The organism is Actinoallomurus sp. NPDC052308, from assembly GCF_040679195.1.
Taxonomy (GTDB): domain Bacteria; phylum Actinomycetota; class Actinomycetes; order Streptosporangiales; family Streptosporangiaceae; genus Actinoallomurus; species Actinoallomurus liliacearum.
The window spans coordinates 377,044-392,290 of record NZ_JBFAUM010000004.1 but is presented as its reverse complement, the minus strand read 5'-3'; the positions used below and the strand labels follow the sequence as shown (position 1 = coordinate 392,290).

Genomic DNA, 15,247 nt, shown 5'->3' with positions numbered 1-15,247 from the left:
GCAGCGGTCACCGCATCACTACGGGAGGTACTCGTGGCCGAGACCCTAAAGAAGGGCACCCGCGTGACCGGTGCCGAGCGAGATAAGTTGGCGGAGCAGTTGAAGAAGCGCTACGACTCCGGCGAGAGCATCCGTGCCCTGGCTGCCGCAACCGGACGGTCGTACGGCTTCATCCACCGCATCCTCACCGAGTCCGGCGTGAACCTGCGCGGACGCGGTGGGGCAACCCGCGGTAAGAAGTCCTGACGGACAGCTACTCCCCCCAGCTCTCGGCGCCGGACCGCATGAGAGGCCACCGTGCCCGACCCGCTAGGGTCGGGCACGGTGGCGGGCCCGTCCGCCACGACGCACGCGTGGAAGGAGCGTCATGGCGGACCTACCGCTCGACCCTGCCGAGCTTCAGCGAGCAGGCCTGCGCCTCGACGTCGACGGCGCCGTGGCGACGATCAGTCTTGCCCGGCCGGAGCGGCGCAACGCCCTGACCTTCAGCACCTGGCACACGCTCGCCCGCATCGGCGAGACGCTGCCCGAGACCGTCCGCGTCGTCGTCGTACGCGGCGACGGTCCCTCCTTCTCCGCGGGCATCGACCTGCGGCTCTTCAGCTCCGAGGGCGTGCCCGGCGAGGACACCTCCGGCCCCCGTGACGAGGAGTTCATCGCGGGACTGCAGGCGGGCTACCTCTGGCTCCGCCGCCCCGACATCGTCTCGATCGCGGCCGTGCAGGGGCACGCCATCGGCGGCGGCTTCCAGCTCGCGCTCTCCTGCGACCTGCGCGTGGTCGCCGACGACGTGAAGTTCGCCATGAAGGAGCCCGCGCTCGGCATCGTCCCGGACCTCACCGGGACCAAGCCGCTCGTCGACATCGTCGGCGTGCCGCGCGCCCTGGAGATCTGCCTGACGACGCGCACCGTCTTCGCCGAGGAGGCCGCCCGCCTCGGCTTGGCCGAGCTGGTCGTGCCCGCCGCCGAACTCGACTCCACGGTCGCCGACCTCGTCGCGGCGATCCTCCAGGTCCCGCCGGCCACCGCGGCCGCGACGAAGCGCCTCATCCGGCAGGCGCCGCACAACACCCTCGAGGAGCAGGCGGCGGCCGAGCGCCGCGAGCAGGTGCCCCTGCTCGGCGACCCGGCCGGCGCGTCGCCGGCCTCCTGACCCTCGGCCGCCGGCGCGTCGATGACCCCGGTCCGCGGCCGCCGGCGGGTCCACGGGCCGCTCCGGAGCGCGCTCGCGTCAAGTAGATCGCGCCTACAAGCCACGGTCCGCCCTGTTGTGCCGGTGGCTCCTCCGCGCGTCGACCGGCACACGGCAGACTCGCCCCATGGACGATCTCGTGGATCCGATCGTGGCCAAGGCGATGCGCCGGGAGGCGCTGACCCGGGATGAGGCCCGTACGGTGCTCGCCGTCTCCGACGAGGGCACGCTCGAACTGATCGCGGCAGTCGGACGGGTGCGGCGGGCCTTCTTCGGGAACCGGGTGAAGCTCAACTACCTGGTCAACATGAAGAGCGGCCTGTGCCCGGAGGACTGCTTCTACTGCTCGCAGCGCAAGGGGTCCGACGCCGACATCCTGAAGTACTCCTGGCAGGACACCGAGGAGATGGTCCGCGCCGCCGATCAGGCGGTCGCGCGCGGCGCACGCCGGGTCTGCCTGGTCGCCAGCGGCCGGGGCCCCGCACAGCGGGACATCGACCGGGTCGGCGCGGCCGTCCGGGAGATCGCCGCGCGCGACGTCGAGGTCTGCGTGTGCCTCGGCCTGCTGAAGCCCGGCCAGGCCGAGCAGCTGCGCGAGGCGGGTGCGTTCGCCTACAACCACAACCTCAACACCAGCGCCGAACGCTACGGCGACATCTGCACGACCCACGGTTTTCAGGACCGGGTCGACACGGTCAACGAGGCGGCGGCCGCCGGGCTGTCGCCGTGCTCGGGAGCGATCTTCGGCATGGGGGAGGGCGACGAGGACGTCATCGACGTCGCGTTCGCGCTGCGCGAGCTGAACCCGGACTCGGTCCCGGTGAACTTCCTCATCCCGTTCGAGGGGACGCCGCTCGCGGGGAGGTGGGAGCTGACGCCGCTGCGCTGCCTGCGCGTCCTCGCGCTGTTCCGGCTGGTCTTCCCGGACGTGGAGGTGCGGCTGGCCGGCGGACGGGAGATCCACCTGCGCGGCCTGCAGCCGCTCGCGCTGCACGTCGTGAACTCGATCTTCCTCGGCGACTACCTCACGAGCGAGGGCCAGGCCGGCGACGACGACCTGCGCATGATCGCCGACGCGGGCTTCGTCGTGGAGGGCGCCGAACGGTCCGCCGGGCCGGAGGCCCGGCACGACCTCGTCGTCATCCGGGACCGCGGAATAGGGACGGACACAGAGGGCAATACGTGATGGTCCGCCCCCTCGGCGGCAAAACGGACCCGGCTGGAGGGGAGTTCCGGCCGGGTCCGTACGCTGCCGGGAGGCGATTACTTCGACGACAATGGAAGGACCCTTGTGTCAAGCGTCCCGACGATCACGCTGAACACCGGTGCCACCATGCCGCAGCTGGGGTTCGGTGTCTGGCAGGTTCCCGACGAGGAGGCGGCCCCCGCGGTCGGCACCGCAATCGAGGCGGGCTACCGCAGCATCGACACCGCGGCGGCCTACGAGAACGAGGAGGGCGTCGGCAAGGCCATCGCCGACGCCGGCGTGCCCCGCGACCAGCTGTTCGTGACCACGAAGCTGTGGAACGGCGACCAGGGGTACGACGCCGCGCTGCGGGCGTTCGACCTGAGCCTCGACAAGCTCGGGCTCGACCACGTCGACCTCTACCTCATCCACTGGCCGCTGCCGGCCAAGGACGCCTACGTGGAGACCTGGAAGGCGTTCGAGAAGATCTACAAGGAGGGCCGGGCCAAGGCGATCGGCGTCTCGAACTTCCAGATCCCGCACCTGCGGCGGTTGTTCGAGGAGACCGACGTCGTCCCCGCGCTCAACCAGATCGAGCTGCACCCGTACCTCCAGCAGGCGGACCTGCGGGCGTTCCACGCCGAGCACGGCATCGCCACGGAGGCGTGGAGCCCGCTCGCCCAGGGCGGCGGGCTGCTCAAGGACGACACGGTCACCCGGATCGCGTCCGCGCACGGCAAGACCCCGGCGCAGGTCGTCCTGCGCTGGCACGTCCAGATCGGCAACGTGGTGATCCCCAAGTCGGTCACGCCGTCCCGCATCAGGGAGAACATCGACGTCTTCGACTTCGAGCTGAGCGACGACGACCTGGCCGCCATCGCGGGCCTGAACCGGGACGAGCGCACCGGCCCGGACCCGGACACCTTCAACCTCGGCGCCTGAGCGAAGCTCAGGATGGGCGGGCGGCGTCACGCCGCCCGCCCATCGCCGTCTCAGCGCGGGGCGACCGGCAGGTGCAGGGTGCTCACCCCGGGCCGCACGGTCAGCCGCGTTCCGGCCGGATAGCGCAGCGTGTAGTCGTAGTCGGTGGACAGCACCACGACGCCCAGCCGGTGGCCCGCCTTGAAGACGTAGTCGTTCGGCTGGAAGTCCCAGGTGAAGTCGTACGTCTTCCCGGCCTGGAGCGGCTCGGTACGGGCCGGGTCGTGCCGGTTGCGGGCGTCCAGCCAGCCACGCGTCACGATCTTGAACGGCTTGGTCTCGGTGACGTGCGCGGTCCGGGTGGTGCAGCCGTCATCGCCTGGGACCCCCTGGCCGTAGCAGACCTGTTCGCCCGTGCTCGCGACCACACCGGTCGGCCGGGTGTCGGTGCCGTAGTCGACCAGCAGCGCGGTGAGGTACGGCGAGCGGCCGTCGAGGGAGGCGCGCAGCGAGATGCGCGGCGTGCCGCCGACCCGCACCGGCTTGGTGAGCTGCGGGGTCAGGTAGACCAGGCGGTTCGGATCCGGGGTCGTCGGGTCGGCCGCGAGCTGCTCGGCCGTCCGGGTGCGCCCCGCGTCGACCATCGACTGCGCCGCGCCGCGCTGCGGCTTCGCGGCCAGGTCGCCGGAGGCGTTCAGGTGCAGGTCGACGGTGCGCGTGCCGGGCTCCGGCCAGTCCGCGTGCTGCTCCCACTGCCCGGGCGCCCGCTCGATGTCGACGCGCGGCTCCCGCATGATGCCGTTGTCGATCCCGTACAGCCAGTGGTCGAACCAGTGGTGCGTCTGCCGCAGCCATTCCTCGATCCGCCAGCGGAACGGCGTGTTGTGGTTCGCCTGGTGCAGCCACAGCTTCCGGGGGACGCCGGCGCGGGCGAGGGCGTTCCACCACTGCACCGACTGCTTGGTCTTGACGTTCCAGTCGTTCAGGCCGTGCACGACGAACACGGCGGCGCGCACCTTCCGGGCGTCCTGGACGTAGTTCCGCTCGTCCCAGAACCGGCTGTAGTCGCCGGTGTCGCGGTCCTGCCTCGCCTCGATGTCGGCGATGACCTGCTTGCAGATCTCCCGGTCCGCGCGCGTGTAGATGTACTTGGCCAGGACGTCGAGGTCCTCGCCCTGGAAGCCGCCGGGCGCGAGCACGCCGCCGTTGGCGCGGTAGTAGTCGTACCAGGAGGAGATCCCGGCGATCGGCACGATCGCCTTGAGCCCCGGCACACCGGTGGCGGCCGCCATGTTCGGCAGCGTCCCGTCGTAGGACTGACCGATCATGCCGACGTTCCCGGTCGACCAGGTCGCCTTGACCGGGGTGCCGTCGGGGGCCCAGCCGCGCGCGCGGCCGGTCAGCCAGTCGACGGCGGCGCGGGCCCCGGCCTGTTCGTTGCGCGCGCCCGAGGTCGGGCAGCCGGTCGAGCCGCCGGTGCCCAGGCTGTCGAGGTCGGCGACGGCGTAGCCGCGCGGCAGGAAGTAGTTGTCGTAGTAACCGGGAAAGGCGCCGGCGAGGACGTCGGCCGACCGGTTCTGCCGCAGCCCGCGGGCGCTCAGGCCGTCGATGTCGACGTCGTGGTTGGGCACGTCGTTGCCGCCGGCCCAGTACGGGCTCGGCTCGACGATGGTCGGGACCTTGAGGCCCTGGTCGGTCTCCTTGGGGCGCATGATCCGCATCTGCATCCGGTCCCGGACGCCGTCGTGGTCGCTGTCGACCGGGACCTCGATGTTCACCGTCTGGGTGATGGCGTCGGCGCGGGAGAAGACCGGCTGGGTCTCCCCACCGGACACCGTCACGTGGGGGGTGGGGGCGGCGTCGGCGGGGCGTGCGGAGATGGCGGGCGCGGCGGTGATCGTGGTGATCGCCAGGACCACGCCGAGCGTGCGTTGTCGCATGAAGGCTCCGTTGGGGGTTGTCGGGGCTTGTGACATTCCACGCAAGATCGACTTCCGGCACAAGTCCGTGGAAGGGGGGACTAGGCCGCGGGTCCGGGGTCCGGTTCGGCCGGACGGCGGATGGCGGGGATCCGTGTGCATGGCGCAGGCTGGGATGGAGGCGAGCGACGAACCGGAAACCCGGGGGAATCAACCAACGATCCGGTACGTTCTTGCCGACGCGCTTACATGATTACGTCGCGAATCCTCGGGAGGGACCGCCGTGGGGATGCCGGACAACGGCTGGATGATGATGGCGTCGTTCCGCCGCGACAGGTCGGTCGTCAAGGAACGGCTCAAGGCCGGGACGGTGCGCCGCATCGCCGGCTACGCCCGCCCGTACATCCGGGAGCTCGTGCTCTTCCTGGCGCTGAACGCCGTGGCCGCCGTCATCGTCGTGGCCAACCCGCTGCTGCTGAAGACCATCATCGATCGCGGGATCGTGCCGCACCGGACCGGGATCGTGATCACACTGGCCTCCGCCGTCGCGGGCCTCGCCCTGGTGGAGGCGCTCATCGGCCTCGGCCAGCGGTGGTACTCCGCGCGCATCGGCGAGGGGCTGATCTACGACCTGCGCACCCAGGTGTTCGACCACGTGCAGCGCATGCCGGTCGCCTTCTTCATGCGCGCCCAGACCGGTTCGCTGGTCAGTCGTCTGAACAGCGACGTCATCGGCGCGCAGCGCGCCCTGACCACCACGTTGTCCTCCGTCGTCTCGAACGTGATCAGCCTGATCCTCGTGCTGGTCACCATGCTCGTGCTGTCCTGGCAGGTCACGCTGATCGCCCTGGTGCTGCTACCGATCTTCATCTTCCCCGCCAAGTGGGTGGGCCGGCGGCTGCAGAAGATCAGCCGGGAGCAGATGCAGCTCGACGCGGAGATGAGCTCGCTCATGACCGAGCGGTTCAACGTCGCCGGCGCGATGCTCGCCAAGCTGTACGGCCGGCCCGAGGAGGAGTCGGCGGGCTTCGCCGACCGGGCCCGGCGGGTGCGCGACATCGGGGTGACGTCCGCGATGTACGGCCGGGTCTTCTTCACCGCCCTCACGCTGGTGGCCTCGCTGGCGACCGCCATGGTGTACGGGGTCGGCGGCTCGCTCGTCGTCGACGGCAGCTTCCAGCTCGGCACGCTCGTCGCCCTGGCGACGCTGCTCACCCGCATGTACGGTCCGCTGACCGCGCTGTCCAACGTGCACGTCGACGTGATGACCGCGCTGGTCAGCTTCGACCGCGTCTTCGAGGTGCTCGACCTCAAGCCGATGATCGACGAGAAGCCCGACGCCCGGCCCCTGCCGGAGCGCTTCTCCGCCTCCCCTCGCCCGGACGACTCCGCCGCGTCCGCCGGGTCCGCGGCGGATGACCTGGACCTGCTCGTGGCGGACGACGCGCCGGCGATCGAGTTCGACGACGTGGTCTTCAGCTACCCGGCGGCCGCCGAGGTCTCGCTGGCCTCTTTGGAGTCGATCGCGCGGACCGACACCGCGCCGAGCCGCGAGGTGCTGCACGGAGTGAGCTTCCGCGCCGCTCCGGGAACGATGACGGCACTGGTCGGGCCCTCCGGCGCCGGTAAGACGACCATCACCCAGCTCGTATCCCGGCTGTACGACGTGACGGAGGGCGTCGTCCGCATCGGCGGCCAGGACGTACGGGACACGACCCTCGAGTCGCTGCGCGGCACGGTCGGCGTGGTCACCCAGGACGCGCATCTGTTCCACGACTCGATCCGCGCCAACCTCGCGTACGCCCGGCCCGACGCCACCGACGAGGAACTGGCCGAGGCGCTCCGGGCCGCGCAGATCTGGGAGCTCGTCGAGAGCATGCCCGACGGCCTCGACACCGTCGTCGGAGACCGGGGCTACCGGCTGTCCGGCGGGGAGAAGCAGCGCCTGGCCATCGCCCGGCTGCTGCTGAAGGCGCCCTCGGTCGTGGTGCTCGACGAGGCCACCGCCCACCTGGACTCCGAGTCCGAGGCCGCGGTGCAGCGGGCGCTGCGCACCGCTCTGGCCGGCCGCACGTCGATCGTCATCGCCCACCGGCTGTCGACGATCCGCGAGGCCGACCAGATCCTCGTGATCGAGGACGGCCGCGTGGCCGAGCGGGGCCGTCATGACGAGCTGCTCGCCGGGGGCGGGCTGTACAGCGAGCTGTACCACACGCAGTTCGCCCGGCAGGATGGCCCCGCCGCTGGCCACGGCGCCGTACCCGGCGCCCGCCGCCCCGCCGCGCCGGCCGCCGGGAAGCGGCCCGTCCCGCGTACAACGGCCGTTCGCGGGTAGACGGACTCAGCGAGGATCCGTGTCCACGAGTGAAGGGAACGGTCGATGGCGATGCCGGGTGACCGCGCCCGTACCCATATCCCGCCGCCGCGTGAGATCTGGCCGAGCAGCGAGCTGTTCCGCGAGGTGGGCCGGCTCGTCGCCGAAGAGCTCGAACGCCCGGCACCGGACGCCCGCTCGCAAGACTCCGACAACACCCCTGGTGAGCAGGGCGCCGACCGGTCATGACGCCGGCGATCGGTGCCGTTTCGGGCAGCGGGGTGGAATGGGCTTTTTGTCATTTGTGGTGATTTGTCGGCGCTCGGTCAGCGCACAGGAATGAGCCGGTGACGACGAGGGTAGATCCTCGGCGTGAGCTTTCCGTATACCAAGCGGACACGCTGGGTGACCGTCGTCGCGTTGATCGCCTGCGCCGGGGCCCTGCTGCTGACCGGCGCGGGGACCGGTGAGCGGACCGACCCGCCGGGCCCCGACGCCCCGTCGGCGGCTCCGGACCCGGGCGGTCCGGGCGCGCCGTACGCCGACCGCTCTCGCGTCTTCGGCCTGGTCATGGTCGGCCCGACGGCGGAGGTCGTGCTGTTCGCGCCGGCCCGCAAGGTCCAGCCCGGCGGGCCGGAGACGGTGCGCCCGGCGGACGTGGGGCGCTACGTCCCGCTGCGGCTGGCGCCCGGGGCGGTGATCCGGGCGTCCGCCCCGATCGCCAACGACGGCGTCACCGACTGGGTGCGCGGAGTCCGGCTCACTCCGGAGGAGTTCCGCGCGCTGCTCGGCAAGCTGCAGGCGCGGCTCCACCCGCTGGTGGACCGGGCGCACATGTTCGAGCTGTGGTTCGACGGCCGGGGCCGGGTCACCCGGATGCAGCATTACTTCAGTCCCTGAGCGGGACGCGGATCGGGGGGAGACGAGATGAGACGTTCGCACGCCATGGTGGGCGCGGTCTTAGGAGCCGCGCTGGCGATGACCGGCTGCCGCCAGAGAGTCGAGCCGGTGGACCGGGACGTGAACGTCTCCCATCATCAGACCGCCCGGGCCGGGTCCGCCCACCACCGGCCGCTCCGCGAGGGCCGGCACCACCGGCCGTCGATCGCGGGGATCAGGGCGGGGGTCGTCCGCGACGTCCCGGAGCCCCGGAGAGGGGGACGGCGGCCGCCCCCGCTGCCGGCGAACGGATGCGCCACCGTCCGAGAACCCGGTCACGGCGTCGCCGTGCGCTGTGTGCAGGGATCCGGCGAGGACTTCGACCGATCGCACGACGCCGTTCTGCGCGGGCCCACCGACGCCCCGGACGACGACAACGAGGACTGAGCCCGCTCCGGCGTTCCCGGGCCGGCGCCCTGGGACGCAGGCGTCCTGGAACACCGGCGCGCCGGCGCCCGTTCGGCGCGGGCCGACACCGCGGACCGTCCGCGGGGTTTCACCTGAGCGCATTCTCATCGCAACGCCGCCGTCGCGCGCTCGGGACAATGTGGGAGCAGGCGGCGAATCGTCACTGCGGAGTGAATGCGATGGTGAAGAACAGGCGCGGGATGCGGCGGATCACCGCTCTCCTCGTCGGGTGCGGCGCGGCCGGACTGGCGATCGGCTGGCGGTACGCCGAACGCGGGAGCCCGCCGACGGCTATCCCCGGTCGCTGAGCCGGTAGCCGAGACGGGTCAGCTCGGCCCCGGCGATCTTCTCCACCTGGATGACCTGCTTGGGCGTCAGCCCCTCCTGCCACCGGCCGACGCCTCCGTCGTGGAGGCCGTACAGCGCGGTGCGGGAGACCCGCTGGCCGAGGTAGTCGGACAGGGCGGAGACGACCTCGCGGGGCCGGGCCACGAGTTCCTCGTACCGGATCGTGAGCAGTTGCTCCTCGGGCGTCTGCGCCCGGAGCCGGGCACTGAGCCGGATCGCCCCCCGCCAGCGCAGCGCGCACTTGACCGCGACGCCGGCCTGCGGCCAGCGGGCCCGCTCGGTGACGTCCTCGACCCCGAAGAAGGGGTTCGGGAAGACCTCGTCCAGGTTGGCGAACCCGGGCCGGAACCAGGCCAGGCAGCGCTCGTCGGTGAGCATTCCGGCGACGACGTCCCGGCCGTCCCGGATGATCTGGATGAGCTGCGCGTCCGGGAAGGCGTCCAGGATCACGTCCGTGCTGTAGATCAGGTCCGGGGTGGCGTCGGCGAACCGCTGGACGCCGCGCGGGTCCGCGCAGGTGCCGTCGGCCCCGATGCGGCCCAGTCCGCGGCAGTCCGCCGGGCACTCGCCGCAGCCCTCGCGGGTCACCTGCCAGGTGTGCGCGTACGCGTCGCGCAGGACGCGCGCCGCGCCCTGCCCCCGCTCATTGGCGATCGAGGGTCGCCGGGCGAAGGCGTACACCGTGCGGACCACGCCGGGGCGTCCCATCGTGACGTGGAACGCGCCCGAGCGTCTGAGCGCGCGGGCGAGGAGGTCCGTTCCCGAGTGGGGTGCGCCCAGGAGAAAGACCGGGCGGCGGACCTTGGTGCCATTGACCACCAGGATGTGGGGGGACGTCGTGCGCATGGGTCCCATAAGTCTGCCACTCTCGTCAGGTCGACTTCGCCCTGATCGCCACTCATGGGGCCTCTCCCCGGATGCGTCGGCCGTGCCCACGACCGGTTGACGGACACATCGGATGTTAGTGCCAGAAAACTGGATTCTGCCGCAGGCGCGAAGGGTCAAACGGGGGAATTCAGCCGGACCTGTGGCGAAGATCGGAGACCCGGGCCCGTGCGGCGTCGAAGGCGCGCCGGTCCAGTCGTCCGCTCCGCAGGGCGCCGGCCAGGCCGGAGACGACCGCTTGCCCGTCGGCGACCCGCTGGGAGCAGACGAGGATGAGGTCCATCCCGGCCCGCGCGGCCGCGACCGCCCGCTCCGCGTACGTGCCGAACGTCTCCAGCCCCCCGGCGTTGATCGCGTCGCTCACGGTCACGCCCCGGAACCCGAGCCGGCCGCGGAGCGACCCGAGGACGACCGGGGACAGGCCCGCGGGCCGTGCCGGGTCCAGCGCCGGATAGACCGCCCAGGACGGCATCACGAGCCGCACACCGGCCGCGATCGCCGGAGCGTACGGGGGTTCGTCGACGGTCCTCAGGACCGACCGGGGGACCCGCAACGTGACGGGCCGCAGGTCGGTGTTCTCGTCCGGCCCGGCCGCACCGAGCCCTGGGAAGTGCTTGACGGTCGCCGCGACCCCGGCCCGCTGCTGCGCCGTGACGAAGGCGGCGCCCAGCCGGCCGCAGACGGCCGGATCCGTGCTGTACGAGCGGCCCAGCCGATCGGCGAAGTCGCCTTCCACCCGATGGACGTCGAGGACCGGCGCGAGGTTGACGTTCATTCCGACGCCCGCGAGCAGCCGCCCGGCCTCCGTGCCGGCCCGGGCCGCCGCCGCGGTGGGATCGGATGCCTGGCCGATCTCCTTCTGCGAGCTGACGGGGCCGCCCGGGAGCCGTCGGATCCTGCCGCCCTCCTGGTCGGTCATCAGCAACAGCGGAGCCGGTACCGGACCCGCCTTCCGCGCGGCCTCCAGCCGGCGGGTCGCCGCGGTGACCTGGTCCAGGCTCGTGACGTTGTCGGCGAAGAAGATGACGCCCGCCGCGGTCCCGGCCTCGATCTGCGCCAGCAGCGCGGGCGGCACGGCGGAGCCGGAGTAGGAGAAGATCACACGCTGCCCGGCCTGCTGCTCCGGCGTCAGGCCGGTCCACGGGCGCGCGAGGGCGGCGGGCGCCGGTGCGAGCGCCGCGACGGTCAGGCCGGCGCGGAGGGCGTCCCGCCGGGTCATCGGCCGGTCGGGGTGTTCCATCACGTTCCCCCCGGGTTCGAGTTCGGAGCCCGCCTCCTCGGCCCGGCGAGCGGCCGCGGGCCCGTGGCCCACGCCGCCCGCGTGCGGGCTCTCCCTTCGATTGTGGAACGCCGCCGTGCCCGGGACCGGACCAGGGCCGGTGGGACGACGGCCCGGGTCACCCCGTGCCGCGATCAGAGCACCGGCGGCTCAGTCGCCCACGATGTCGTCGGTCATGCGCTGGTTGCCCGCAAGCAGCCCGCCGTCCACGGGCAGCGTCGTCCCGCTGATCCACGCGGCCTCGTCGGAGGCCAGGAAGGCCACCGCGGCGGCGACGTCGTCCGGAGTGCCGACGCGGCGCAGCGGATACCAGCCGGCGACGCGGTCCAGGACGCCCGGGCGGTGGCTCTCGCGCTCGTCCCACGCGCTGGTGCGGATCGTGCCCGGCGCGACGGCGTTGCAGCGGATCCCGGCCGGGCCGTAGCGCACCGCGACGCTGCGCGTGAGGCTGAGGACGCCCGCCTTGGCCGCGCTGTAGGCCTCGTTCCCGAGATGGGTGATGCCGTTCACCGAGGCCACGTTCACGATGACGCCCCCGCCCCGCCGCAGCATCGCCGGCAGGACGGCCTGGGTGCACAGGAAGGTTCCCTTCAGGCACAGGTCGACGTCCCGGTCCCAGGCCTCCTCGGGCAGTTCCTCGAACGCGGCGTCGACCGCGCCGCCGGCGTTGTTCACCAGGACGTCGACGGGTAGGTCCGCCAGCGCCGCCCGGACACCGGCGCCGTCGGTCACGTCGAGGGCGACCGCGCGGGCGCCGGGGATCTCACCCGCCGTACGCTCGGCGCTCGCGGCGTCCAGGTCGGCGACGACGACCTGAGCGCCCTCCGCCCCGAACCGCAGGGCGATCGCCCGCCCGATGCCGGCGCCGGCGCCGGTCACCACCACCGAATGCCCGGAGAATCGCATCCCCCGATGATGCATCATCGCCGCGTCGGACGGCCGAGCAGGTCAGCGTCCCGGGAACGCGCCTCCGTTGACGTGGATCACCTGACCGGTGATGTGCCCGGCCGCCGGGGACGCCAGGAAGGCCACGGTCGCCGCGACCTCGGCGGGCGTGGCGACCCGCCCGGTGAACGTCTCGGAGCTCGACCGCGCGCGCCGCTCCTCCGACAGCGTGCCGTTGAAGAACTCGGTGTCCTCGACGAGGCCGGGCGACACGGTGTTCACGGTGATGCCCCGCGGGCCGAGCCGCGCTCCGAGGTCGGCGGCCAGGTTGTGCACCGCCGCCTTGGCGGCGCCGTACGAGCCGTTGCCGCGCGCGCCGCCGCCGCGCACGCCCGCGATCGAGCCGACCAGGACGACCCTGCCGTTCGCGGCCAGGCGCGGCGTCAACGCCGTCGTCACCATTACCGCGCTGACGACGTTCTGGTCGTACTGCGCGAGCCACAGTTCGCGCAGGCCCGCCAGGTCGCCGTCGGCCGGCGGGGAAAGGCGGCGCGTGGCGTTGCCGCCGGCGTTGTTGACCAGCACGTCCACCCGCTCGGGCAGCGCCGGGAGCGCCTCCTCGACCGCGCCCGGATCGGCGGCGTCGAAGGCCACGGCCCGCGCCCCGATCGTGGCGGCGGTCTCCTCGAGCACCTCCTTCCGGCGCCCGGTGATGGTCACGTCGACGTTCTGGGCGATCAGCGCCTCCGCGATCGCCCGGCCGATACCGGTCCCGCCGCCGGTCACCACGGCCGTCCGTGTCATGACACACTCCTCGTCCGAGTCCGAACAGCTCGCCGGCCACACTAGGGCCTGTCTCGCGAAGTCGCCGGAGCCGAGCCCGGGCGGGCCACCGCGTGACCGAGGGGTTTCGGATCGTTAAGGAACGGCAAACACCGTATGATCGGCGTGCCGCGTGATGCGCGAGCCGATCGGGGACGTTCTGACCGCAGGGTGTCAGGGGTGAGCTGACACCGGCGGCTCGGTCACGCGACACCTGACCTCTTCCGCTGCGGGGGTTGTTGGTGCCATGCTCTGACGCAGTACATAACAAGGAGGGGCGGATGCGCGACCCCGGGGGCGGTCAGCCATCATCACTGCACGCCGGGGATCGAGTCGCCGTCATCGCCCCCAGCGGGCCGGTCGACCCCGACCGTCTCGAGCGCGGTGCCACGGTGCTGCGGAGCCTCGGCCTCGAGGTGACGTTCGGGCGGCACGCCCTCGACATCGCCGCGACCCTGCCCCACCTCGCCGGCACCGACGCCGACCGCGCGGCCGACCTGCAGGCGGCCTGGTGCGACCCGGAGATCGCGGCGGTCCTGTGCGCCCGCGGCGGGTACGGCGCCGCGCGGGTCCTCGACCATCTCGACTGGACCGCGCTCGGCCGCGCGAAACCGAAGCCCCTGCACGGGTCCAGCGACATCACCGCCCTGCACGTCGCGTTCGGACGACGACTCGGGGTGACCACCTCGTTCGGGCCGATGATCGCCTCCCTCATCGCCGACGGCGAGCCGGAGGCGGTCGACCACCTGCGAGCCGCCCTGTTCGGCCGGGGAGGGCCCGTCACCGGCACGCACGCGCTGCGCCCGGGCCGCGCGACCGGCTCCCTGACCGGCGGCAACCTCGCTCTCCTGACCTCCCTGCTCGGCACGCCGTACGCCCCGGAGCCGGCCGCCGGCCGCATCGTCTTCCTCGAGGACGTCGGTGAGGCGCCCTACCGCGTCGACCGCATGCTCACCCAACTGCGCCAGGCGGGCTGGTTCGACGGCGTCGCGGGCATCGTGCTCGGTACCTGGACCGGCTGCGGTGACCTCGACGCGGTGTTCGCCGACCGTCTCGGCCCGCTCGGCGTGCCGATCCTCGCGGGGGTGCCGGTCGGGCACGGCCCCCGCCAGCTCACCATCCGGCTGGGCGCTCCGGTCCTGCTCGACGCGGACGCGCTCGTACTTCATCCGGGCGTGCCGGACGCCCGGGGACGGCGGTCCGGACCTCCGGGCGCCTTCGCGGGGGAGACACCATGACGACGTACGAACGCCGCGACCACCGGCCCGCCCCGGCCGGTGGAGACGACCGGGCCCTCGACTCGCTCGTCGTGCTGGTGGCCGAGAGCCACGGGTACGGCTGCCGTCCCGTCCAGAACGACGCGATGCTCCTCGACGGCCCGCAGCGTCTCCACATCGGCATGCGCAACCTGCGCCAACTGGCCCGCCAGGTGCCGCGCGACGACTGGCCCGCACTGGTCGCCGACCACGTCGGCACCATCATCACCGCCATCGAGGAGCCACTCGACCTGCGCGACTTCGCGCTGGTGCGCGGCCTCCTGCGGGCCCGCGTCTACCCGGCCGAGGCCCGCACCGGACGCCTCATCTGCCGGCCGTTCGCGCCCGGGCTCATCGAGGCGATCGTCGCCGACACCCCCACGACCGTGCGCACGATCGTCACCGACGACGCCATGACGTGGCCGGTGACGGCCGACGAGCTGTTCGCCGTCGGCCGCGAGGGCGTGCGCGCCGACGGCCCGCTGGAGTGCGACGTCATCGACGACACCGGCATCCGCGTGCTGGAGGGACAGACGTTCTACGCCGCGACGCACCTGCTGTGGCTGGACTCCTACCTCGACCCGGGACCGTACGGCGCGCTGGCCGTCGCTCCCACCCGGAGTGCGATCGCCGCCTGCGCCATCCGCAAGAACACCGCGATGATCACGGCTGAGCGCCTGCACGCCTTCGCCAGGAACGCCTACGACGAGGGCCCCGGCTCACTCACCCCGGAGCTGTTCTGGATCCGGAACGGCACCCTCACCCTCCTGGAGTCCCGCACGATCGGCGGCCGCCTGGTGCTGCCCGCCGACTTCATGCACTTCCTCGACACCCTCCCCTGACCCGCGCCCCGACGCCCGGTGGCCCTCTCCTGGACGCCGGCCGGGAGCGGG

At 72.5% G+C, this 15,247-nt stretch carries 15 protein-coding genes; 10 read left to right on the top strand and 5 right to left on the bottom strand.

Annotation, left to right across the window (positions count from 1 at the left end; genetic code table 11):
• The first annotated feature begins 33 nt into the window (after positions 1-33).
• From AB0L00_RS16435 to AB0L00_RS16420, 4 genes are all read left to right on the top strand, one after another.
• Positions 34-246, top strand: a complete 213-nt coding sequence (locus AB0L00_RS16435; protein ID WP_141961196.1) for a helix-turn-helix domain-containing protein — start codon at positions 34-36, stop codon at positions 244-246.
• Positions 247-367: 121 nt separating this feature from the next.
• Positions 368-1,153: an enoyl-CoA hydratase/isomerase family protein gene (locus AB0L00_RS16430; RefSeq protein ID WP_364434159.1), complete on the top strand. Its 786-nt coding sequence runs from the start codon at positions 368-370 to the stop codon at positions 1,151-1,153.
• A 166-nt stretch (positions 1,154-1,319) separates the two neighbouring features.
• Positions 1,320-2,378 carry a biotin synthase BioB gene (gene bioB, locus AB0L00_RS16425; RefSeq protein WP_345347095.1) on the top strand — a complete coding sequence of 353 codons (1,059 nt, stop codon included), beginning with the start codon at positions 1,320-1,322 and terminating at the stop codon, positions 2,376-2,378.
• Between the two features lie 147 nt (positions 2,379-2,525).
• A complete protein-coding gene (locus AB0L00_RS16420; RefSeq protein WP_364434463.1) occupies positions 2,526-3,320 on the top strand; it encodes an aldo/keto reductase in 795 nt (264 codons plus the stop codon).
• A 50-nt stretch (positions 3,321-3,370) separates the two neighbouring features.
• Here AB0L00_RS16420 and AB0L00_RS16415 read toward each other — a convergent pair whose 3' ends face one another.
• Complete coding sequence (locus tag AB0L00_RS16415; protein ID WP_364434157.1) at positions 3,371-5,239, bottom strand: Xaa-Pro dipeptidyl-peptidase; 1,869 nt, start codon at positions 5,237-5,239, stop codon at positions 3,371-3,373.
• Positions 5,240-5,507: 268 nt separating this feature from the next.
• Here AB0L00_RS16415 and AB0L00_RS16410 point away from each other — a divergent pair, with 268 nt between their 5' ends.
• From AB0L00_RS16410 to AB0L00_RS16395, 4 genes are all read left to right on the top strand, one after another.
• Entirely contained in the window at positions 5,508-7,553 is a 2,046-nt protein-coding gene (locus AB0L00_RS16410; RefSeq protein WP_364434460.1) for an ABC transporter ATP-binding protein, read from the top strand.
• Between the two features lie 45 nt (positions 7,554-7,598).
• Positions 7,599-7,781, top strand: a complete 183-nt coding sequence (locus AB0L00_RS16405) for a hypothetical protein (protein WP_364434155.1) — start codon at positions 7,599-7,601, stop codon at positions 7,779-7,781.
• Positions 7,782-7,904: 123 nt separating this feature from the next.
• A complete protein-coding gene (locus tag AB0L00_RS16400) occupies positions 7,905-8,432 on the top strand; it encodes a hypothetical protein (protein WP_364434153.1) in 528 nt (175 codons plus the stop codon).
• Between the two features lie 27 nt (positions 8,433-8,459).
• The gene (locus tag AB0L00_RS16395; RefSeq protein ID WP_345347083.1) at positions 8,460-8,858 is read left to right on the top strand and encodes a hypothetical protein; all 399 of its coding nucleotides are present in this window, start codon (positions 8,460-8,462) and stop codon (positions 8,856-8,858) included.
• A gap of 312 nt (positions 8,859-9,170) precedes the next feature.
• Here the strand turns inward: AB0L00_RS16395 and AB0L00_RS16390 are convergent, their stop codons facing one another.
• The 4 genes from AB0L00_RS16390 to AB0L00_RS16375 all read right to left on the bottom strand — a co-directional run bounded on the left by AB0L00_RS16390 (position 9,171) and on the right by AB0L00_RS16375 (position 13,080).
• Positions 9,171-10,073 carry a sulfotransferase gene (locus tag AB0L00_RS16390; protein ID WP_364434150.1) on the bottom strand — a complete coding sequence of 301 codons (903 nt, stop codon included), beginning with the start codon at positions 10,071-10,073 and terminating at the stop codon, positions 9,171-9,173.
• A 169-nt stretch (positions 10,074-10,242) separates the two neighbouring features.
• Positions 10,243-11,352, bottom strand: a complete 1,110-nt coding sequence (locus AB0L00_RS16385; protein ID WP_364434148.1) for a glycoside hydrolase family 3 N-terminal domain-containing protein — start codon at positions 11,350-11,352, stop codon at positions 10,243-10,245.
• A 189-nt stretch (positions 11,353-11,541) separates the two neighbouring features.
• Positions 11,542-12,297: a glucose 1-dehydrogenase gene (locus tag AB0L00_RS16380; RefSeq protein ID WP_364434146.1), complete on the bottom strand. Its 756-nt coding sequence runs from the start codon at positions 12,295-12,297 to the stop codon at positions 11,542-11,544.
• Between the two features lie 42 nt (positions 12,298-12,339).
• Positions 12,340-13,080 carry an SDR family oxidoreductase gene (locus AB0L00_RS16375; RefSeq protein WP_364434143.1) on the bottom strand — a complete coding sequence of 247 codons (741 nt, stop codon included), beginning with the start codon at positions 13,078-13,080 and terminating at the stop codon, positions 12,340-12,342.
• A 299-nt stretch (positions 13,081-13,379) separates the two neighbouring features.
• Between AB0L00_RS16375 and AB0L00_RS16370 the strand changes: the two genes are divergently transcribed.
• Both AB0L00_RS16370 and AB0L00_RS16365 read left to right on the top strand, forming a co-directional pair.
• Positions 13,380-14,336, top strand: coding sequence for an LD-carboxypeptidase (locus AB0L00_RS16370; RefSeq protein WP_364434140.1), 957 nt, complete (start codon positions 13,380-13,382; stop codon positions 14,334-14,336).
• Positions 14,333-15,196, top strand: a complete 864-nt coding sequence (locus AB0L00_RS16365; RefSeq protein WP_345347066.1) for a hypothetical protein — start codon at positions 14,333-14,335, stop codon at positions 15,194-15,196. Before AB0L00_RS16370 ends, AB0L00_RS16365 begins: the two co-directional genes overlap by 4 nt.
• Positions 15,197-15,247 lie beyond the last annotated feature (51 nt).